We start from the raw sequence: 21806 nt of genomic DNA, 5'->3' as shown, positions 1-21806 counted from the left end.
GGGAAAACGCTTTCTCAGCCTCTCGAGCCGATGTCTCTTGACCCCGCGGCCTGACTGGAGCCAACCTCACATGCCCGGAGCCCGCTGCTCAACAATTTCCACCACATTCGCGACACGACCCTACCAGAAGATCCTGCACAGTCATGGGTTCAAGGTATCGATGAGCGGCTGCGCAAAGAGAACCGGATACTGCGGGAGGAGAGGGAGGTGCTAAGAAGGGCGGCTCAATTCTTCGCGGCTCAAAAGTCATGAGGTTTCGGTTCATCGCCAGCTATTGCGGCAGCCTCTCGCGCAGTCGGCTGTGCCGCTTGATGGGTGTCACGGATCGTAGGCTGCGGGCCTGGCGGCATCGGCCGCCATCGCAGCGACAGCGGCGCGACATGGTGATCCTGGCCCATATCCGCGACCAGCACCGCCTAAGCCTGGGCAGCTATGGCAGGCCGCGCATGACCGAGGAACTGAACGAGCTGGGCCTGCATGTCGGACAGCGTCGCATTGGTCGCCTGATGCGCCAGAACGGCATCCGGGTCGTCCGCAGCGAGCGGCGTTCAGGCGCACCACGGACAGCGATCATGCCTTCAACATCGCGCCGAACCTCCTGCGAGCCAGGTCTTTTCGGCGAGCGGGCCGAACCAGAAGTGGGCCGGCGACATCACCTTCGTCTGGAGGCGTGAGGGCTGGGTTTATCTGGCGGTCATCATCGACCTGTTCTCAAGTCGTGTTGTCGGATGGGCCATCAGCAACCGCATGAAGCAGGATCTGGCGATCAGGGCGCTGAACATGGCGATCGCGTTGCGCCGCCCGCCACCGGACTGCATTCACCACTCCGACCGCGGCTCGCAACACTGCGCCCACGACTACCAGAAGATCCTGCACAACGGTGCAGGCTTCCCCATGAGGTCGGATATTTCGCCGGGCCAGACGTCGGACCATCTGGGCTTCGATCCGGTCCTGGACGACAACCTGCCGGAACCTTGCGTCCTGCCGGAACCCGGCGTCCTGCTGGCCGATCGCGGCCATACCTCTGACAAGGTTCGCAAAACCATGGAGGCGCGCCACGTCGTGCCCGTGATACCTATGCGGAAGTCACGGAAACTGCGCGTGGCTGTCGTCCGCAAGCTCTACCGACTGCGGAACCTCGTCGAGCGGTGCTTCAACAAGCTCAAGAACGCCCGCCGCGTCGCCACCCGCTACGATAAGACCGCAGAGAGCTTCCCAGGCTTCATCGACATCACCTCGATCCGCCTCTGGATCCGCCATTTGTCAACATGACCTGCATTGGAGGTTCTCCCGGTTGGTGATCGCAGCCGCCGGAACCGGAAGTGGCCATATGAGGTGAAGGCCCGGATCGTGGCCGAGACTCTGACGCCGGGTGTCACGGTGGATGCTGTAGCGCGGCGTCATGGTGTTCCAAAGAACCAAGTTTCTGCGTGGCGGACGCTGGCACGGGAAGGGCGGCTGGTATCGTCGGCGCCGGAGGGTCCGGTGGGGTTTGTGTCGCTGATGATTGGGCCGGTTGGTGATGGACCGCGTGGTGACGCGGGCGCTGCGGACTGGCCGGAGATCGTCGTGGGCACTGTGGCGATCCGTCTGGAAGCCGGGGCATCGGCGAAGCGAATTGCCTCGGTCGTGCGTGCCCTGGCTGCCAACCCATGATGTTCCCCTCGAACCGATGCGGATCTTGGTTGCGACCAAACCCATCGACTTGCGCAAGGGTCATGATGGTCTGGCTGCCCTGGTGTCATCGGTGCTGCGCAAGGATCCGTTCACGGGCTCCGTGTTTGTGTTCCGCTCGCGCCGGGCGGACAGGCTGAAGCTGCTCTATTGGGACGGCACTGGCTTGGTGACGGCCTGCAAGCGGCTGGAGGATGCGCGCTTTGCCTGGCCCGCCATCAACGACGGGATCATGGCGCTGAACCATGCCCAGTTCAAGGCGCTGCTTGCCGGGCTGGACTAGCGCCGCGTGAAGGCGCTGGAGGCCCGCCCACCGGCTGCGGCAGAGCGCGGCGGCCGGCAGCACCGCGAGGGCGCTCACCGCAACCGCGACGGCCACGGCGCGGCATATCCGCCAGATCGGCAGTACGAATACAAGGACGGCAGCTGTCATCAGCAGCAGGGTGGTCATAGGAGAGCGGCATTTGGGCTTCGACCGTTCCCGCGCCGCGTTTCTGCGACGGGTTCCGCGCAAAGCGGCGCACGGCATCGCATCCGCACTCGCATTCGAGCGCCTGCAGCTCGTTGAAGGTGCGGATCACCGTCAGCCGCGCCACGACCGCTTGTCGCTCCAGCGCTTCAGCGGTTGCCAGGTGACCCCGATGGCCGCGCCTCTCCGGGGCGCCGCGCGGGCGCGCTCAGTTGCGGTTCGCCAGGTCGGCGCCCGCAGATCATCGACCCGCCAGCGACCATGGCGTCCGAATAGACCCGCTGGACCAAATGGCTGCACGGCGGCTTTGGCTCAACCAGGTTCCTGTTGGACGGCAGGCGCGGCGGACGCCATAACGGCCCCGGTCGGCGTAACGGCAACCATCGCATCCGCCCGGTGGAGCGGGACAGTTCGGGTCTACGAAAAGGTGAGAACATGGACAGCACGCAGAAGATCGCCATCGTGACAGGAGGTCTGTCAGGTATCGGCAACGCGGTCGCCCGCCGCCTTCTGGCGGACGGCATGGTTGTTCATGTCGGTGCCCGGCGCGGTGCCGATCCGTCATATCAGCACAGCCTCCGCGAGGCGCTCGGTTCGTCGATTTTCGTCGGGGCATTGGACGTGCGGCAGTCAAATAGCGTCGCGGGCTTCGTCGAGAGCGTCGTCGCGCGCCACGGCCGCGTCGACGTGCTGGTGAATGCGGCCGGGGTCTATGAGGAAGAGGCGGTCATCGGCCACTCGGACCGGCTGTGGGACGACACGGTCGACACGAACCTGACCGGATCGTTCAAGATGATCCGGGCGGTGATGCCTGTGATGATGCAGCAGACTTGGGGCCGCATCATCAACATCGCCTCGGTCGCAGCGCATCAGGGGATGGAGGGGAACGCGGCCTATTGCGCCTCGAAGGCGGGCCTGCTGGGGCTGGGCCGATGCGTCAGCCTGGAAGGTGCTGCGCACGGGATCACCTGCAACAGCATCAGCCCAACCTGGGTCGAGACCGAGATGCTGCAGCAGTTCATCGCCGCCGACATGGCGCAGTCCGGCAAGCCGCTGGCCGAGGTTCGGGCGACCTACGAGGCGTCGAACCCGCAAGGAAAGCTGGTCCAGCCAGACGAGATCGCGGCCCTGGCGGCATTTCTGGCCAGCGACGCGGCGCGAGCCATCACCATGGCCGACCATCAGGTCAACGCGGGCTCGTTGTGGTAGCGTCGGCCAAGGCGCGGGGCCGCAGCCGCCGCGCCACCAGCGCCCGGACGTCGGACAGATGGCCATACGGCCCCAGGCCCGCGCGGTCCCAAATGGACCGGGCGACCGCATTGTCATAAGCGGCATCGGCGCGGAGCGTCGACGGATGCTCTTGCAGAAGGCGACGCTCGGACGGCGACAGGGGCGCCTGGTCGAGCCATGTTCCGGTCGGAAGCACAGGACACTCGAACTCGGAGGTCACGGCCCCGTCCCCGACCAGGTTGCAATAGCTGACGCCCCGCGCGATCGGCTGCCTGACAAGGAATCGCGCGGCGGCCCGAACGTCGGTCATCGGGAAATGCATGCCCTCGGGGACACTTCCAAGGGCGTGGCAGGCGCCCAGGATGGTTTCATAGATGTCCTTGGGGTTCGGCGCGTCGAGGTCATAGAGCGACGGCAGTCGCACGATCGCTGCCGCGACGCCGGACCGCGCGATGGCGCGCTCTGCCGCGATCTTGGCGGCACCATAGCCCGAAATGCCGTCGAAAACCGCCGTGGGCCCCTCGGGATACGGCCCGCCCCTGTCGGGAAAGACTGAGGTCGAGCTTGAGAAGGCAAGCGTTGCCCCTGCCTGCCCGCAAAAGTCGATAATGGTCGCGATACCCGCTTCGGACCAGGCCTCCATCCGGGCGCGATCGACCGCCAGGTTGACCATCGCGGCACAGTGAATGACGCCGTCGACCTGCTCGACCAGCGCCTGATACGCTGCCAGCGCCAGACCGAAGCAGGGCTCGTCGATGGTGCCCGACAGCACCACGAACCGGTCGCCAGCCACCCCGAGGGCGGCCGCGCGGGCCGTCAGCCGCGACATCGGGTCGTCGTTGCGCGGGCGCACCAGGCAATAGATGACCTGATCGTCGGGCAGATGGCGCGCCGCCTCGGCCAGGACGTGACCGCCTAGGAAACCCGTGGCGCCCGTCAGCAGGATCCCCCGGCGCACAAAGCTGTCCGGCCTGACGGCCTGCGCCTCGCGCCGGGTCAGCAGGGCGTGCAGCCGGGCCAGCGGCAGGTTCAGCGCCCAGTCGAAATCGACGCGGCGCGCATAGGCGGCCTCGAGCGACAAAAGCAGATCGACGCACATCAGTGAATCGCCGCCGTGATCATGGAAAGACCGGTTCGGATCGACGCTATCGACGGGACAGCCCAGTATCCGTGCGGCCAGTCGCGTGGCGGGAAGTGCATCGGCGTCGGCGTCGTCGGCGCTGGCGTCGCGCGGAACGGGCGGCAGCGCCTTGAAGTCGCACTTGCCGGAGACCGGGTTGATCGGGATCTCGTCCAGGCGGGCCAGCCAGGTGGGGATGCAGTATCGCGGCAGCACCGCCTGAAGCGCCTCGACCAGCGCCTGCGGGATGCGCGACCAGGCCGAGGAGATGCCCCACCGGTCGTCGTTCACGGCGATCTGCGCCGCATCGGCAGTGTAATAGAATACGAGGACCTGGCCTTGGCCATCCACCTGCTGCACCCAAGGGATCGCGTGCGAGAACACCAGCTGACCGCCCAAGGTCTCGGTCAGTTCCCGCGTCTGAATGCTGTGGCCACGCAGCTTCAGCATGTGCGCGACCCGGCCGAGGACGTGGATCTCTCCGTCTTCGGTCACGTAGCCCCGGTCGCCGGTGTCATAGAGCCGGCATTCCCGCCCGTCGATGGTCACGACACGGAAGCGTTGCGCCGTTTCCTTGGGGCGGTTCACATAGCCCGGCCCCAGCATCCGCTGCCCCTCGAAATGCAGAAGTCCCGGCTGGCCGGCGGGACAGGGCTGATCCGTATCATCAAGCACGACCGCCCGCAGATGCGGCATCGCCTTGCCGACCGGCGTGCCCTCGACCGTGCCGGGCGCGCCGTCCAGAAGGGTGATGCTGATGTCGTGCGTCTCGCAGATGCTGTAGAGGTTCCACAGCGCCGTGTTCGGTAAGCAGCGCCGCGCCTCGGCGACCAGCCGGTCGCTGACGACTTCGCCGTTCAGCACCACGCGCCGCAGGGGCAGCGACGCGCCCACGCCCGGCTCGATCGCGCTGAGCGTCTTTTCGAAGAAGGACGGAGTGAAGAGCATCTCGTCGATGCCGTTCCGGGACAGGAACGACACCAGCGCCTGCGGCGACATGAGGTCGTTGACGTCGGGAAAGAACAGCCGCGCACCGTTTCGCAGCGGCCGGAACATCTCCCATATGGCGAAGATATAGATGCCGACGCGGCTGGTCGCGCCATAGGGCGTGAAGGCGTCGCGCCAGCGGTAGGACAGAAAGGCCGCGTCATGGGTGACGGGTATGCACTTCGGCCGCCCGGTCGTCCCCGAGGTGGCGACAAGGTAGATCGCGTCCGTCGGCCGCACGGCGGCGACGATCGGCATCTTCCCGCCTGCCGGCCGGTTCAGGCAGGTTTGGGCATCGATTATCCGGCAATGTTCGGGCAGCTGCCCCGGCTCGGACGGCTGGCACGTTACGATGGTACCGACCTGCAGTTCGTCCACGATGTTCGCCAGCACCGCCCGGGGCATCGCCGGATCGAGATGGACGAATGACCGCCCGCTGATCACGCACCCGACCGCCGCCGCCCCAAGAAGAACGCCGGGCATGCCGAAGACAGCAACGGGACCGTCACCCGCCAGCGCGCCCTGAAAGGCCAGGACGAAATCCGACAGTTCCCCAAAGCTGAGGCGGCGATGGCGGTCCTGCAGCGCGGTGTTGCCGGGAAAGACCCGCAGCGCCCTGGCCAATTCTGCGGGAACCGCCTCGTCCTCCGGTGCTGCCTGCTGGTCCGTTCTCGCCATGTCGGAAATGCTCGCTGAATGGTCGCCTTCCGGCGCTCGCATAGGCGAGCGTGCCGGGTTTGTCCACCGCGTCCCGCCGGGTTCGGGCCGGGTTCGAGCATTGTGCCGCGCCCGGCCTGTGCACTCGGAAATGCAGGGATTTCGCTGCACGGAACAGCGATCTGCAGCTGTATTGTCCCGCGGCTCAACGGGGCGCTCCCTCCGCAAGCATTGAGAGCGGCACCCGGACCGATGATGTCTCGCCGGCGACAGTGCGGATGAACGGGTAGGCCGAAGGGATCTTGGCGCAGGCCAGACAGAACCGGGGCGGGCTGTCGCTCCTCCGGCAAAGAAACGGGTCTCGCCATGGCGAAGGCACAGCTGCAGGTGGTCAGGCACCTGCGCGGGCTTCCGGCCATGATGCGGCGCCGGACCTGCGCCAGCATCAAGACCGTAATCGAGTGGCCGGTTAATCCGGCTTGCGGGCGCAGACGGCGGGGGTGGGCCGGACGGTTCAGAAGCGGACGCACTGCGCAACGGCACCGTGGTTGCCCGAAGCCGCGGGATCGTGCCCGCTCAGGACGTACTCGCCTTCCGGCGATACCGAAATCTCGACCGCGTCGCGCGGATCCTCGAAGCTTCCCCAGATCCTGACGAGATAGCAGAACCCCTCGTCCGCCCGCACCCCAAGGGGAAGCGGCCCGTCGGCCGCGCGCCACGTCACCCCCGACGCGGCTTGTGGCGAGACGACAGCCTGCACGGGCTCGCACCGGGCCGGGTCTGTCCGAAGGCCGAACCTGCCGAACTCTCCGGCCAGGCTGCCGGCCGACAGGACCGCATAGGCATTGGGATAGCCGGTCGTCGGGTCGGGGGTCACTCCGGCGACGATACCGATCAGCTGGCCGTTCTCGTCCAGCGTCACGCGGCCGCCGCTCATCCCGCTGGTGGTGGCTGCGTCGCTTTCAAGAAGACCGGGTGCAGCGATGCCACCCGGCTCGATCGTCGACAGGATGCCCATGCGCTCGGAGGGTTGACCCGTCGCGGAGACCAGCGGAAACCCCGCCGCAATCACCTGCGCACGCTTGTGGCGTGGCTGGACGTCGCAATAGGCCAGATGCTCGGCCCCGGCCAGCCCCGGATACTTGAGCACGGCGGCATCGAATTCTGTGCTGACCTTCTGCGGCGTCAGCGTTGCGCGAACGCCGCCGGCATGGCCCAGGCTGCCGGTGCAGACAGTTCCCGCCGGCATGACCGCCCCGGCACCCGCCACGACGTGCCGGGCCGTCAGCACCATCCCGTCGGGCGAGATCACGACGCCGGTTCCCGCCCGCTGCCGGCCCCCCGGTTCGTGACATTCGATGTGGACCAGCGTCTGGTCCAGCGGATCGGCGGCGGCTGGAACGGACAGTCCCGCAAGGGCCAGCGCCGCGGCAAGACGATGCGCAGAAGTCATGGCGGTCACTCCTCGATCCAGTCGATGATCGTCTGCAGCCGCTGCGGGGTCACGCGCGTGCAGGCGTTGTAGCGCCCCCAGTTGCCGCTGCCGTGAAGCCCGTTGGTATGCACGCAGGTGATCCGGTAATCGGTTTCCGTGAAGACCGGCGACCCGCTGGTGCCACCGAAGGTATCGTTCTCGTAAAAGCCCTTGTCGGCCTCCAGCGCCCGGAAGCGGTCGAAGCTGATCCACTGACGGCCCGGCGGCGACTTGTCCGCCGCATATCCCTGCACGGTCGAGGGACGCCCGAATGCCTCGTCCGGCAGGGCTGCGATGCCGAACCAGCCGGTACGCTCTCCGACCGCGCAATCCAGCTTGATCGCGCCCAGGTCATAGAGCCGGCTGTCGGAGACCAGCGTCGCGGTCGTCCAGCCCTGCAGCGCGTAAAGGGCGACGGCGCGGCAGGTTCCGAAGGGTTTGGCGCCGGTATTGCGGCCCGGGAAGACCTCGAAGTCGGTGTACCAGCGGCCCATCGCGGTGCCGCCGTGGACGCAGTGACCGGCGGTCAGGACAAGGTCGGGCGCCACCATCGCACCGCTGCACAGATTCTGGCCCAGCCCCTCGCGCTTGCGGAAGAGGATCTGGACGACGGCGCGGGACGGATACGCCGTGGTGTCCAGAACAGTCTGGCGGTCGTCGTCGCCGATGACGGTGAAGGGGATGAAGTCGCCGCCTTCGTGGCGGCCCTCGGCGGTCTCGTATGCGGAATAGGTGCCGCCCGCGCCACCCAGGGCCGCGGCTTCGTCGGCATCCAGCGGTTCGGCGTCGGCCACGCCGCTGCCCTCGTTCGGTTCAAGCGCGGTCATCGACGGCGACGACGCAGCACCGTCCAGACGGTGGCTGACGCCCCTGTCGGCATCGACCGGGGCGGACAGGGCGGCAAGTTCGGGCTCGTCGACGCCGCGCCACTCGGAAGGGTCGGTGATGGCATAGAAGGTGTCGTCGTCCAGAACGCCCGTCAGCGGCAGCCCCCGGCTTTCCTGGTACTCTCGCAGGGCGTCGGCTTGCGTTCGCGCGGGATCGCCGCTTTCGAACTCGGCCGCCTCGACAAAGCCCTCGTCGATCAGGATGCGGCGCAGCGCCTGGTCGCCGTCGCCCTCCAGGTCCGCCTCGGCGGCTTCGAGCATGGCGTCCTCGTTCGGGAATGGAGGGCGGCCAGTATAGATGCCGGTCCAGATCCTGTTGTGCCACAGGATCGCCTGGTCCAGCCCCTCCATCCTGGGGCCGTTGACCAGGCGCCGGATGCCCGGGCGGTCGTTCAGGTCCGCCAGCGGGTTGATCCTGCGCGCAGTCCAGTAGGCCGTTGCTGCCTCCAGTCCCGGGCCCGCCTGGCGGACCATGTCGGGCCGCATTTCCAGCGGCAGTCCCGTCTCCTCTCCCCGCAGGCGATAGTTCGTCCGGCCGGTCAGCTGGATATAGCCCGACCCGCGATAGGCCCAGCCGTCGCCCGTATCGGGACCGCCATTGCCAAGACGGTTGCGATAGACCCAGTTGGCGATCGCCTCCGGTTGGCCGGCAATCTGGCGCGCCTTGTCGGGGGTGACGACGCGGCGGCTGAAGACCTCGGTCAGGCGATTGGCGGAATAGTTCATGTTCTCGTCAAGCCGCCGCAGGCCGCCGGTCTCGGTCATGACCTGCGCCAGGAAATGCGAGACCCGCAACCGCGTGTCGATGCCATGCCGCCCGAGGCTGTGCTGGTTGTCCACCAGCGCCTGGACAAGCGCCGGATCGGCGCGAGGCGTGACGCCGGTGAGGTCGTCGTTGCCGTAGAAGTCCTGAGCCATCGCGCCCTGCAGGCCAAGCGCGGCCCAGGTCAGGACGATTGCGGCGGTGAAGCGGAACATCGGATCCTCCTTCCAGGATCAGGCGGATGGCTGTCGTGCGACCATCCAGCATTGCGGAACGGGGCTGCCTGCGAAGTCCGGCCCCGCGGCAAGGTCAAGGTCGTGGCGCAGGATCTGCCGGACGATCTCGGGGACCATCGCGGCCGCGACGTGCCGCCCCAGGCAGGCGTGATGGCCGTGGCCGAACGTGAACGTGTCGCTGAAGTCCCTGCCCGGATCGAAGCGGTCCGGGTCGGGAAAGCCGGCCGGGTCGAACATGCCCGACTGCGTCACCGCCAGAACGACGTTGCCGGCGGGCACAACCGTTGCAAAGGGCGTGTCGGCACAGACGGTCGTATCGCGACGGCAGACACGGAAGAAATAGGGAAAGGCCGGGCGGAAGCGCAGCGCCTCGAAGACATGGCCGTCGATGGCGCGGGGATCGTCAGCGGCGGCCGCCTCCCGCGCGTCCGCAAGGCGCGCCGGATCCGACCCAAGCGCGGCCAGGGCGTTGCAGACGGCGTGCGAGGTCGTCTCGACCGCGCCGATCAGCAGGCCGCCGATGTTGAAGATCGCGTCCTTGCGGTTGAACCGCAGCTTGCCACGCATCGCCAGCCGAACGATCCGCGTTGCAGGGTCGCCGCCGCCAAGGCCCAGCATGATCCGGACGCTTCTTCGCGCGACCAGCCGCCCCAGGTAGATGGCCATCATGACATTCGCCCGCTCTCTGGCGGACCGGATGGCGGGCTGGTCGATGCCGGGGCGCACGTCGTCGAACGGCTGGTTCCAGAAGGCGTCCTGCTGGTTCCAGAACGACCACTCGATCAGCTTGTCGGGGTCGCTGCGGTCGAGGCCGAACCATTCCTGAACCAGCGCCACGGGCACGCCCCGGGACAGTCGCCGGACCATGTCGAACGGGCCGTCCGCCGTCTGGATCAGCTGCGACGTGCGCGCGGCAACCCAGTCGCGGATGGCGGGAATATCCTCGACATCCAGCACGGCCTTCATCAGCGACTTCTCGCGCCAGTGGACAGGCGTGTCGTCCTGCGCCATGAAATATCCGCCCTGCTTGGGCACATAGAGATCGACGCCGAAGGTCTGCGGCCGGCGCAGGACCAGCATGCAGTCGGCCAGCCGCGTGACCAGCGTCACCCGGTCAAGAACCATCACCGGACATTCGGCCCGAAGCTCGGACAGGAAGGGCAGCGGCTCCGAGAAGATCAGCCGGTGCACCTCGGGCCAGCGGTGGTCCTGCGGCAGGGCGGCGATCCGGTCCAGATACGCGCCCATGTCCGCCCCTCCCCTACAGCGACTTCATGTATTCGATCAGCGCGCGACGTTCCGCGTCGGTCAGGCTGCCCACGCCATAGTCGTGCCCTGCGTTGCTGTTGCCTTCGATCACCTGGCCGCTTTCGTCGCGGGTGCGCAGCAGGAAGCCGCGCCCGTCGCCGGGATCGGCGTCGACATAGCCGACCTCGACGGGGTCGAATTCGCGGTTGCCGACCCAGAACTGCGTCTTGCGCCGGTCGGCGGGCAGCAGCAGCTGTTCCAGCGACGCGACCGAGCCGTTGTGCAGATAAGGCGCAGTGGCCCAGACCCCGTCCAGCGGCCGCGCCTTGTAGGCCAGGATCTCCTCGTCCTGGGTCTCGAGACAGGCTTGCCGGTCGGCGGCGCGGAACGCACCGGGTTCGGTCGGCGCCACTTCGAAGGACGGGCGCGGGCGGATGCCGAAGAAGTTGTTGAACCCCGCCTTGACCAGTTCGGCCCCCTGCCCGACCAGGGCACCCCGAACGGCGGTCGCCAGCATCCCGGCCACGGGCGCCCGAGGTCCCATGGGCTGACCGTCATTGTCGCGAACCCCCTCCATCGGTCCGGTGTCGCCCTGATAGACGAAGGCGTTGCAGGCCATCCAGATGTCGGTCAGGTCCACCGGTCCGGTCTTGCTGAGCGGCAGCATCACCTCGGTCGGGCGCCCGGGCTTCTGAGCTGCCGGAGGACGGTGGCAATCGGCGCAGTGCCGGCTGACGAACAGCGCCTCGCCCTGATCGCGCAAGGCGCGGTCGATGGGCGGGAAGTCGGCGGGCCAGTCGGGGGCCCGCAGGTCGGACAGGATCAGCTCCATCCGCACCAGGTTCTCGGCCCGGACCGAGCTGGCATAGCGGATCAGCGCGCCCGCCGCCGCCGGCTGCGGCGTCACGATGACTTCGCCGAAGACGCCCAGAACCTCGCCGGTGTTCCTGCCCAGTGCGCCGTATTCGAAATCGTCGCCCGGCAGGGCAAAGCGGCTGTTCCGGGCCAGACCGTTCCACTGCACGCGCTCCTGCCGCGTGATGTCCCACAGGTGGGGAAAGCTGACGGGCGCGTTCGGGGCATTGCCCGCGGACCCGTCGGCGCCGGCGAACAGCAGGACCTTGTTCAGGATGTGTCCGACTGCATCCAGGCGCCCGGCGCCATAGCGCAGGCCGGTCTGGTTCATCTGCGCCGTCCGGCGCTGCCAGTCCAGCAGGCGATCATAGGCCGCGGCCAGCATCTCGCGGTTCTCAGGGGTGTCGCGCCCGTTCAGGACGCGTGCGGCGAACGCCTCCCAACGGGCGGGGTCGCCGCGGGTGTCGGCAAGAGCCATGTCCAGATCCTCGACAAAGGTCTGGAAGTCGATCAGCGCCGGGCCGCCGTCGATCAGGTGCGCCTTGCCGTCATGGGTCATGCTTGCCGTGTGGCAGGCCGCGCAGTTCAGTCCGATCCAGGGTTCCGACTCGGTCCCGCCCTGCTGGTCCGCGTACCAGCGCAGCTTCGTCACGCGCAACGGCTCGTCGTCCTGCCGGTCCTGCGTGAAGCCGATCGGCAGATCGCGGTCATAGCCGTCCGGTGCGGGAAGGAAACCGTACCGCGCCAGGTTGTCTGCCGCCGCGAAGTCACTTCCGCCCGGCAGGGTGACGGCGCGGAACCACGTGGCGGGCATCAGCCGCGAGCCTTGCGTCGCGAAGTACCACGACTTGCGGTTGTTGGCCGACCATCCCTGATCGTCGGCCGTGTCGCGCTGCAGGAAGCATCCCCCCAGCGCCAGCAGCAGCAATGCGGAAAACACCGTACGAACCGTCACGGCAACACTCACTGTCCAGGGGAAAGGAATTTCCCTGCGAACACACCAAACTGCGGTCGTCTTCGGTCGAGGCTGTCGTCAGCAGCCGCAACCCGTCGGAAGTCCCCGCCCGTCGGAACCGGGCGAGCAACACTGCTGCCCGTCAGGCAGCACGCAACACACGTTTTGCGGCGTCGGATCCTGCGGCTCGGCCACAAGGCCCAGGCCCGATGCTTCCAGGATCAGCGACAACAGAAAGATCGTCATCGGGGCCTCCACTCACTCTGACAGCCCGTCAGAAGGGCGTGTCAGAAGCACACCGTCGATACGAGATTTTAGCCCAAAATCAGCCGATTCGCCATCAGTATCCCCTTGAAGCTCCAGCTGCTGGATCGCGTGCAGCGTCTGTGGACCCAAGATGCCGTCGACGGGGCCGGCAGAATATCCAAGCTCGTTCAGTTGGGACTGCACCTGCCTCAGCGTCTCTCCGCCCTGCTTGAGGGGCTGGTCCCCGTCGCGCAGGGCGGCCGGGTTGTGAATCAGGTGGATGCGGTCCTGCCGGTCGGCGTCGCGCATGACCAGAACGGCCAGGCTGCCGTCAGCGCTGATCTCGATCTGCTTGAGATCGCGGCCGGTCCGCAGCGTCCCCAGCCGGACCAGCATGTCGCCCTCGCGCCGGTACCGCTGGATGCTGGACTCGGACCGTCCGCCGACGAAGATCACGGACCCGTCGCGGCTTGACGATAGCAGCGTCAAGCCGCCGGGCGCGGCACCCAGGTCGTGCCAATCGTTCCGCGACAGCCGCTGGTTGGCATCCAGGCGCAGCAGGTGCAGGACGCCGGTGTTCGGTTCCAGCGCCACGACCGCGTCAGCCCGACCGGCATCGTCCTGCACCACCGCGTGGACGACGCTGCTCAGGGTCGGCGGCGGCTCGTTGTGGGCATAGACGTTCGTGACGCGGAAGCAGGCGGGCGCGCTCGCGGATGCGCCGTCCAGAAGCCCCGTCTCGAGCGACGCGCCATCGATCGTCGAGGCGACATACGCCACCTGCCCGCCCGCATCGACAAGGCTCAGTTGCGCGGGTGCCCCGCATTGCAGCAGGAACCGCGGCATCATCGTTCCCGGCTGAAGGTCTTCGGGTCGGCCCGGAAGGACCGTGACGCTGAACTGGGTCGGTGCGGCCAGATAGATGCGGCCGCGTCCGTCAACCGAGATCTGGTTGAAGCGCGGGATCGAGAACTGGCCCTCGGTGTCGCCATAGGTGACCACCAGCCTCGGCTGGGCGTCGGGATGGTCGGGGTCCAAGCTGACGACGCTTCCGCTGCGAGGGGCGGGCGGGGCCTTGCCGCGCAGCGACCCGCCGCGCTGGCCTGCGGCATAGATCAGCCCGGTCTCGGTCACGGCCAGGTCGCTGACCAGCGTGCCGGTGGGCCACAGCCCCGCCCGCCGCACCGGATCGAGCGACCAGCGCACGATGTCCGACAAGGCCTCGCCCGACGGAGAGATAGGCGCCACGGCAGCAAAGACGGCGTTCCTGTCGGCGTCCACCAGGATGTCCTGCACCTCTGGCACATTATAGATGGTGTCGAAGACCAGCAGGTCCGGGGGCGGCGTGCCAGGCTGCGCCATCGCCCGCGCGGCCGCCATCGTCACCGTCACTGCACCGAGGAAGATACGCATTCGTCGCTCGTGTTTTCGGGGTCGAGGGTCAGCCCCGGGACGTCGTCCAGGCTGCCGTCCCGGGCTGCCGGGGCGCGGTTCGCCAGATAGTCGATGATATCCTGGTCCGTCTCGAACAGCATGCATTCGGCGGGCTGCGGCGACATGCTGTCCGTATCGTCTGGCGCCAGGATCAGGGCGCGCAGGATCACGCTGTCCGTCGCCTCGCCCGTGGCGTCGGACGCGGGCTTGATCAGGGCAGCATAGGCCAGGCCGCTCCATTCCCGGTCCTCGGGTATCCAGTCATTCTCCGCGCGATAGAGGTCGAACATGTAGTTCAGATCGTCGCGGTAGGTCTCGAAGATATACCTGCCCTCGTCGGTCAGCACGCCGGGATTGGCGATGTTTTCCCAATCGCACCAGACCAGCGCGGAATCGTCCTGTCGCGTGGCGGCCTGATAGAACCTGGTCGACCGGAAGTCGTGATCGGACGCCACCTGCGGCTGGTGGGGCTTTATCAGGCGCAGGCACAGCTGCAACTGGTCGCTGAACCGCGGACCGGGCATCTGCGTCCGATAGCTGAAGGTCAGGTGCAGCTTGCCGGCGTCCATCTTGGCCTGCGCCCGCCAGTTCGGGCGCTGCAGAAAGCTTTCGATGGTCGACACGGTCGTCAGCAGCGGCGCGCTGGGTTTCAGCCGGCTGCTCATCCGGTTCAGGATCGGCTGTACGTCCCCGCCGCTGGTGATCGCTGCCTGAAGCTGGGTCAGATCGTCGGCGACATCCGCCAGCGCGTTCATGGTGATGCGCATGGTGGCCTCGGCGGCCTCGGTCCGGCTTTCCTGGCTCTCCAGCTTCTTTCCCATCTCGGCGATCCGGCGGGTCAGACGGTCGACGTCCCTGTTGACCGTCTTGACCTCGTCAGGGCGCACCCGCGGGTCGCAGGCGACGGCAACGCCCGGCGGCAGCATGTCCACGATGTCGGCGACTGGGGTCACCTTCAGGGACAGCCCGTCTTCGGAGGCACCCGTCAGGATGCCGACCGCCCTGCCCCCTCGCATCACCGGAGAGCCTTGCAGATCTCGCGCCGGCTCCCAGCGCTCCATCTGCGGGACGACCCTGAAATGCGTGACCATCGGGCCGCGCCTGACTGGCCTGATCGCCATGTCGCCTGCGCCCGTCATCGGGATCAGGTGGTCTGCGTCCTCAACCGCGCAGGCGCTCAGCGGCAGCGGCACCAGTTCCGACCCTTCGCGGAGTGCCAGCAGGACGGCCGCGCCCATGGCCTGCACCTCGGCCGTTGACGTCCGCGAGGTGGCAAGGTCGCGCAATTCGACCGACCGCAGCGGCACGCCGGTTTCGCCGAAATCGGGGGCGAGGCGGAAGTCCTCATCTGCGCCGACCGCCGTCGGAGCGGTCAGCAGCAGGCCGTTCCCTATCGCGAATGCGATGCCGTCCAGCCTCATCTCGGCCACGCCACTGACCGCAGACGGCCCCGAGGTGGTCACGGCAAAAACCTGGAAGGATACCCGATCCAGCTGCTGGGCCGCCGCCGGGCATGCCGCAGCACCAAGACAGGCCGCAATCGTCGACAAGACCAACATCTGCATGGCAGAGACCAGCGTCACGAGGCACGAGAACACCGTCCCAGCCTAGCACCTTGCCGGCCTTCGGGCTATGGCCATCTGCCAGGCGAGATGAGAGGCCGCGCCGGCGTCCTGCCTGCCCTCGCCGATGTTCGGCACGGCTGACAGGGGATCCCGAAGCTGCCGGCATGGTCGGCGCAGCATCGTCGGTCACGGAATGGCACCCGACCATCCGGCGGCGGCGAGAGGCTTGCCCAAGCCCAGGCCATGCCCCTTGGCACCCGCAGCCCGCCGCTGGAGTATCCCGCGCTGCAGGATTGCCCTCAATTCGGCGCGCCTCCGGACCCGGCCCAGTTCTGCGCCTGACAGTACTGCCGCACCGCTATCCTGAAACTTGCAGTCTCTTTGCTCGGGCACTGAACGGGGGAAGTGCCGGCCTGGCGCCGTTCGGCCCCCTCATGGTCGTCATCCGCATGCGATGATGCGATCACCCGGAACCGGTCATTCCTGCATCGGACGCTGGTGGAGCGACGATCATGCTATCGTGATACTCGATCCGTGTCGCCGAGTCGGTGCAGCCGGCGCCAATCATGCACGTCCCATTGGCGAGGCTTTTGGGGAGCGATCCTGTCCAGCAGCGGTTCATCCTCAAAGGATGATCATGCCTGGCCGGAACGTCTCATGTCCCGCCTCCTGGCCCGCGCGTCCCACAGAGGCACCGAGGTGTCGGTGCCGCGCTGATGATGTCACCGGTCGTTTTCGCGGGTAAATGATTTGAACATGCCGCGGGGACGCTTTAGGCGCAGCAGGTGTAGGCGCTGACCGAACCGGTCTGACACCGCCGGCGCCCTGAAGGCGCTTCATTCAAGGGCTACCATGTTCGACGCACAGAATGCAGACCGCCCGGCGCGGCAATGGCTCTCGGTTCTCGCGCGCTACCGCGACCCGTCAGACCGACGCAGCATATGGGAAACTGCTGCGACACTGGTGCCATTCCTGGCACTGTGGGCGCTGGCATGGGCGGCACTGGAGGTCAGTCCCATTTTGGCCGCCGGCCTGGCGGCGGTGAACGGCCTGTTCCTGGTCCGCCTTTTCATCATCCAGCATGACTGCGGCCACGGAGCCTTCCTCAGCAGCAGGAGGGCGCAGGACTGGCTTGGACGATCCCTGGGTGTCCTGACGCTGACACCTTACGCGATTTGGCGGCGCACGCACTCGATCCACCACGCATCGCACGGAAATCTCGATCAGCGCGGGATCGGCGACGTGATCACCCTGACCACGGACGAATACCGTCGCTCCTCGCGAGGCGGGAGGCTTCGATACAGGCTCTATCGCCACCCGCTGGTGCTGTTCGGTCTGGGACCGTCTTACCTGTTCCTGCTGCAGAACAGGGTCCCGTTCGGCACGATGAGATCGGAATGGCGCTTCTGGGCGTCGGCGATGGGGACCAACGCGATGATCGCCCTGTTGCTGGGTTTTGTGGTCTGGGCGGGAAGCCTCTCTCACGTGCTGCTGATCTTCCTGCCGACGGCGATCGTCGCGGCAACCGCAGGCGTGTGGCTGTTCTACGTCCAGCACCAGTTCGAGGAGACCCACTGGTCAGAACCCGAGGACTGGCAACTGCATGACGCAGCCCTTGCTGGAAGTTCTCACTACGTCCTGCCGCAGCCGCTGAAGTGGTTCTCGGGAAATGTCGGCATCCACCACGTCCATCACCTTTATTCCCGCATCCCGTTCTACCGCCTGCCCGAGGTGATCCGGGACCATCCCGAGCTTGCCGACGCACAGCGCCTGACGATCCGCGAAAGCATCGCCGCGGCAAGACTGCATCTGTGGGATCCGAAACAACGCAGACTGGTCAGTTTCCGCGAGGCTCGCAGAGGTGATCGTCCAAGCTAGCCAGGGCCGCTTCTTCCGGGTCGCGATGCCGAACCCGGCGGACAGGTCGACCAGAGGAGCTGTGCTCCCACCCGCGGACAAACGTCGACCCTGCTTGGAAAGCAGTTTGGATCCTGTCTGGCGCACGGTTCTCAACCCGAGATCCGGAGAAGGTTCATCATCACCGGGAACAGCAGCCTGCAGGGATGGGCAATAGCGGTATATCGCCACCACATTCTGAGCGGGCATCTGCGCGCCGCAGGATGCAGCGCGGTGCGGTCGAGACAGGCAACGAGGACGCATCGGATCGGTTCTGCGCCCGCCCGTCAGGCGGTCTCGCAGGGCTCGGCGCCAATCGTGCTGGGGACCTGCGCTTGACCGTGGCGGTGTCGCGTACGTTGACGCAGTTCCGTGGCCGCGGCTCTGATACGGTTCGGTTGGACGGCTCTCTCGGCGGACAAGGCCGTGCTTCCCGGGGTTGAAGCAGCCCAATTTCAGCCATTCCGAATTCGCACAGAGGAACCGAACCAGGGCTGCAAGTGCGACGGAAAAGGGCGCGCATTCACCCGCACAAAAAGGCCGTGCGGCGAGGCTGACATCTGCGGCGAAGTCACGCCAGTGGCGCCGGAACCCGGCCCTGCGGCATGACGTCAGAAGGCGTCATGGATTCCAGGCGGCGGTGGCGCGCAATCGGAACGAAGCGCCCTCGGATGCCACGACATGCGCAGACATGCAGACTTTTTTGCCACTGCGCCGGAATCTTCTTTAGATTGTATTGATCGAATCCTATGTATCTTTTAGTTGTTCCGCGACTGGTCTGATCTGGCCGGGCCTCGATTGACTCCAAGTCGTCTGAAAGGTTGGCAGCATGTGCGTTCGGTCTACGCAGTCATTCCCCATGACAAAGCAGCAGTTTCCACTATCCGTCACGAATTGCCGGTGACCTCACATCATTCGATGACTGATTCGCTGCCGATGCATAGCAACTCTTGCATCGGGCCCATTTTACCCTCTGCCTGACCTAGGATATATCATGCCGACGACATTTAACTGGATCTACCTTGGGATTCCGCGGAGTGCCATAGGGACGCCGGTCATCATCGACCCGCTCGAGACCACTGCAGGGGCCGAGAACGCTGCTGGTCTCCTGACAGCCCAGAACAACTTGGGGCCGCGAGTCTTCGGTTCGCAGAGTTCGCCACTCTTCGGCAATATCACCACTGCCACGATGATCAACCGGTCCGGCAACGCCATAGCACTAGATAGCAATACGGCGTCTGGCAGTCTAACAGATCAGTTTTCGACTGATATTGGTTCGGGAACGCAGAGATTCAACTTTGATGCGCTTGTTAATTACACTGGCACCGTAACATATGCCGATGGCTCGACGGCTACCAATGTTCAGCTGCAACTAGTACAAGCGGAAACGGGCGAGCTGTTTCTCGCTCCTCCGGCCACAGGAGCATCAAACCCGGCGCTAACGTCCAAGCCGATCGCCTCCATTCAACTGGACGCGGTCGCGAATGCGAACACGAACCTTACAATTGACCGTCAGTTGGGAATTTTCGATGACGGATTCATCGATGGTACAGCCGGAAATGATTCGATCGTCGCTGGCTATGTCGAGCCCATTACGGGCGGCTCTGACCAAATTGACGCTGGAGATGGTCTGACAAGCGGTGGTTCCGGCTTCAACGATGACCGAATTCGTGCAGGCGCAGGCAACGATACGATTGACGGCCGCCTTGGTAATGACGTCATCGATGCCGGCGACGGCAACGACCTGGTCAACCTGACCGGCGCCTTCGGCAACGACACCATCACCGGCGGCGCGGGCAGCGACACGATCTCGGGCAGCGGCCTGACCGGGGCGAGCACCGTGACCTTCAACGGCGGCTCGGGCACCTTCGCCAACGGCGGCAGCACCGCAAGCTTCAACACCGTCGAGGGCATCACCACCGGTGCCGGCAACGACACGATCGATGCTTCGACCAACGCCTCGGCCGCGACCTTCGTCACCGGTGAGGGCAATGACAGCTTCACCGGCGGCCTTGGCGCCGAAACGGTGAATGGCGGCGCAGGCGACGACATCATCTCGTCAGGCGGAGGCGACGACAGCATTCTTGCCGGCACCGGCAACGACAACGTCAATGCAGGCGAGGGCGATGATTTCGTCGATGCGGGCGACGGCGCCGACATCGTCAACGGGGGGAGCGGTAACGATACGATCCTGGGCGGGGCCGGAGACGACCAGTTGAGCGGCGGCGCAGGCAACGACAGTCTGCAGGGCGGCGACGGAGCCGACATCCTGCTGGGTGGAGACGGTAACGACACGCTGAACGGAGGCGACGGCCCCGATACCCTCACCGGCGGCGCCGGTGACGATGTATTCATCTACACGTCCGGCGACGTGATCACCGACTTCGGATCGGGCAATACCGGCGGGACAACAGACGGCGATGCGACCAACAACGACCGCCTGGACCTTTCGGCCTTCTACAACGATGGCAACCTGGCCATCATCAACGCCCAACGTGTCGATGCCGGCCTTTCGCCCTACCGCTCGACCCTCGGCTGGCTCAAGGCCGACCAGGCCGACGATGGCGTGCTGAACAGCATCCGCACCAGCGCAGGCTTCGGCCAGGACTTCACGCTGACGATCCAGAACGGCGGCACTGCGGTCAGTGCCGCCGACCTGACGACCGAGGCCGCCGGGGTGGTCTGCTTCGGGTCCGATGCGATGATCGAGACGGCTGACGGGCCCGTCGCGGCGGGCGCGCTGAACGTCGGCGACATGGTGTTGACCCGGGACGACGGCTACCAGCCCATCAGGTGGATCGCGCAGCGGCCGCTTGACAGCGCGATGCTTGCCGTCAATCCTGCGCTGCGCCCCGTCCGCATTCGCGCCGGCGCGCTCGGCAATGGCCTGCCCACCAGCGACCTGATCGTGTCGCCACAGCACCGCGTCCTTGTCCGGTCGAAGATCGCCGAGCGGATGTTCGGCACCCCTGAGGTCCTGGTCGCCGCCAAGCAGCTGATGGTCACCGACGGCATCGACATCGCCGAGGATCTGGAGGAGGTGAACTATGTCCACTTCCTCTTCGACAGGCACCAGATCGTCGTCTCCAACGGAGCCGAGACCGAATCGCTCCATACCGGCGCCGAGGCGCTGGCGTCGGTCTCAGCTGATGCGCGTGCCGAAATATTCGCCCTGTTCCCCGAACTGGCGGATGGCGCGTCTCATCCCGCCGCCCGAGAAATCCTCTCGGGGCGCATGGGGCGAAAGCTGGCGCAGCGCCATACTCAGAACGGCAAGAAGCTGGTCGCCTGAAATGACGGTACGCGGCGGCCTTGCCCCCGCATACTGTCATCCTTCGGTGTCTGTCCGGGGGTCAGCTTGACGCGCTGTCCCGAACGTTTCGAACAAGCAGCCTTTGGACGCGTAGCACGTTCTTGAAGGCATCGCTGGGTCGACGGGCGGCAGTGGCTGTGCCACCTGCGCTTCTGGACCAGCTAGAAACTTCCTTGATCGGCTTGCGATGCTGCGGCGACAGCCCTCGCCTGAGAAGGGGGTGGTGCACGAGGTTCCTGGAACCTCGCTGTTCGCGAACATGAGGACACAGAGATCCCGGGCAACATCCCTCAGGCGCCTCAATGTTCGTCTGCATCGAGATATGACGTGTGCTCAAGAAGTTTTGGCGGGTCCACAGTGTCCGGAAGTGGTCATGCTTTTCCTGAAGACGTCGCGGAAGAAAATGCCGCCCTACCAGGCTGCCAAAGAAGGTTTTGTCTCGGACCTGGTGGAAATTGGCTGGCGGCGTGATCTGCAGGTGGACACTCACCCGTCCGACCGGCGGCGGCACCGCCAGGGAGATCACGCCATGAAGCAGAATACCGACAGCTCGTCCTTTTCGCTACTACTGCGTGACCCAGGCGCGTATGATCCGATCGAGGATCGCCTGCGGGCGAATGTCCGCGCCACCATCGAAGCCATGTTCGAAGAGGAACTGGCCGATTTTCTCGGCCGCCTCCGTTACGGCCGCGGTGACGAGCGGGCCAGGGGCTACCGCCACGGGCACCGCGATCGGCAGCTGACCGGCACATTCGGCACCGAGACGGTGCGTGTGCCGCGCGCCCGGATCGAGAACG

The 21806-nt window shown here is 66.2% G+C and carries 13 protein-coding genes and 2 pseudogenes; 8 read left to right on the top strand and 7 right to left on the bottom strand.

What is annotated here, in order from left to right:
- Window positions 1–108 precede the first annotated feature (108 nt).
- From OC159_RS18020 to OC159_RS18000, 5 genes and pseudogenes are all read left to right on the top strand, one after another.
- A pseudogene (locus OC159_RS18020) lies at window positions 109–873 on the top strand (IS3 family transposase); the annotation flags it as partial.
- A gap of 3 nt (window positions 874–876) precedes the next feature.
- Window positions 877–1272, top strand: a pseudogene (locus OC159_RS18015) (transposase); the annotation flags it as partial.
- Window positions 1273–1278: 6 nt separating this feature from the next.
- Window positions 1279–1656, top strand: a complete 378-nt coding sequence (gene tnpA, locus OC159_RS20250) for an IS66-like element accessory protein TnpA (RefSeq protein WP_407674153.1) — start codon at window positions 1279–1281, stop codon at window positions 1654–1656.
- A gap of 16 nt (window positions 1657–1672) precedes the next feature.
- On the top strand, window positions 1673–1957 hold the full coding sequence (tnpB, locus tag OC159_RS18005) for an IS66 family insertion sequence element accessory protein TnpB (protein ID WP_265502584.1): 285 nt from the start codon (window positions 1673–1675) through the stop codon (window positions 1955–1957).
- Window positions 1958–2578: 621 nt separating this feature from the next.
- Complete coding sequence (locus tag OC159_RS18000) at window positions 2579–3352, top strand: SDR family NAD(P)-dependent oxidoreductase (RefSeq protein WP_265502583.1); 774 nt, start codon at window positions 2579–2581, stop codon at window positions 3350–3352.
- Here the strand turns inward: OC159_RS18000 and OC159_RS17995 are convergent.
- The 7 genes from OC159_RS17995 to OC159_RS17965 all read right to left on the bottom strand — a co-directional run bounded on the left by OC159_RS17995 (window position 3330) and on the right by OC159_RS17965 (window position 15698).
- A complete protein-coding gene (locus tag OC159_RS17995; RefSeq protein WP_265502582.1) occupies window positions 3330–6158 on the bottom strand; it encodes an AMP-binding protein in 2829 nt (942 codons plus the stop codon). The genes OC159_RS18000 and OC159_RS17995 overlap by 23 nt on opposite strands.
- Window positions 6159–6651: 493 nt before the next feature.
- Window positions 6652–7590, bottom strand: a complete 939-nt coding sequence (locus tag OC159_RS17990) for a S1 family peptidase (protein ID WP_265502581.1) — start codon at window positions 7588–7590, stop codon at window positions 6652–6654.
- Window positions 7591–7595: 5 nt separating this feature from the next.
- Entirely contained in the window at window positions 7596–9476 is a 1881-nt protein-coding gene (locus OC159_RS17985; protein ID WP_265502580.1) for a trypsin-like serine protease, read from the bottom strand.
- Window positions 9477–9494: 18 nt separating this feature from the next.
- Complete coding sequence (locus OC159_RS17980; RefSeq protein ID WP_265502578.1) at window positions 9495–10745, bottom strand: cytochrome P450; 1251 nt, start codon at window positions 10743–10745, stop codon at window positions 9495–9497.
- Window positions 10746–10758: 13 nt separating this feature from the next.
- A complete protein-coding gene (locus OC159_RS17975; RefSeq protein ID WP_265502576.1) occupies window positions 10759–12555 on the bottom strand; it encodes a di-heme-cytochrome C peroxidase in 1797 nt (598 codons plus the stop codon).
- A gap of 258 nt (window positions 12556–12813) precedes the next feature.
- Entirely contained in the window at window positions 12814–14214 is a 1401-nt protein-coding gene (locus OC159_RS17970) for a peptidoglycan-binding domain-containing protein (protein ID WP_265502574.1), read from the bottom strand.
- A complete protein-coding gene (locus OC159_RS17965) occupies window positions 14190–15698 on the bottom strand; it encodes a hypothetical protein (protein ID WP_265502573.1) in 1509 nt (502 codons plus the stop codon). The genes OC159_RS17970 and OC159_RS17965 overlap by 25 nt, the downstream gene beginning before the upstream one ends.
- A 954-nt stretch (window positions 15699–16652) precedes the next feature.
- Here OC159_RS17965 and OC159_RS17960 point away from each other — a divergent pair.
- The 3 genes from OC159_RS17960 to OC159_RS17950 form a co-directional block, all read left to right on the top strand.
- A complete protein-coding gene (locus tag OC159_RS17960) occupies window positions 16653–17678 on the top strand; it encodes a fatty acid desaturase family protein (RefSeq protein WP_265502572.1) in 1026 nt (341 codons plus the stop codon).
- A gap of 1012 nt (window positions 17679–18690) precedes the next feature.
- Window positions 18691–20988, top strand: a complete 2298-nt coding sequence (locus OC159_RS17955; protein ID WP_265502571.1) for a Hint domain-containing protein — start codon at window positions 18691–18693, stop codon at window positions 20986–20988.
- A 394-nt stretch (window positions 20989–21382) separates the two neighbouring features.
- On the top strand, window positions 21383–21806 hold a 424-nt coding region (locus OC159_RS17950; RefSeq protein ID WP_265502570.1), incomplete at its 3' end, for a transposase.

Origin of the sequence: Paracoccus beibuensis (assembly GCF_026162625.1) — a bacterium.
Lineage (GTDB): Bacteria > Pseudomonadota > Alphaproteobacteria > Rhodobacterales > Rhodobacteraceae > Paracoccus > Paracoccus beibuensis.
The sequence above is the reverse complement of the archived record's forward strand: the minus strand, read 5'-3'. Positions and strand labels throughout refer to the sequence as shown.

Coding starts and splice junctions, on each gene's coding strand:
- tnpB (WP_265502584.1), top strand. CDS start 1,673: ATGCGGATCTTGGTTGCGACCAAACCCATCGACTTGCGCAAGGGTCAT.
- OC159_RS17985 (WP_265502580.1), bottom strand. CDS start 9,476: ATGTTCCGCTTCACCGCCGCAATCGTCCTGACCTGGGCCGCGCTTGGC.
- OC159_RS17990 (WP_265502581.1), bottom strand. CDS start 7,590: ATGACTTCTGCGCATCGTCTTGCCGCGGCGCTGGCCCTTGCGGGACTG.
- OC159_RS17955 (WP_265502571.1), top strand. CDS start 18,691: ATGCCGACGACATTTAACTGGATCTACCTTGGGATTCCGCGGAGTGCC.
- OC159_RS18000 (WP_265502583.1), top strand. CDS start 2,579: ATGGACAGCACGCAGAAGATCGCCATCGTGACAGGAGGTCTGTCAGGT.
- OC159_RS17960 (WP_265502572.1), top strand. CDS start 16,653: ATGTTCGACGCACAGAATGCAGACCGCCCGGCGCGGCAATGGCTCTCG.
- OC159_RS17995 (WP_265502582.1), bottom strand. CDS start 6,158: ATGGCGAGAACGGACCAGCAGGCAGCACCGGAGGACGAGGCGGTTCCC.
- OC159_RS17980 (WP_265502578.1), bottom strand. CDS start 10,745: ATGGGCGCGTATCTGGACCGGATCGCCGCCCTGCCGCAGGACCACCGC.
- OC159_RS17970 (WP_265502574.1), bottom strand. CDS start 14,214: ATGCGTATCTTCCTCGGTGCAGTGACGGTGACGATGGCGGCCGCGCGG.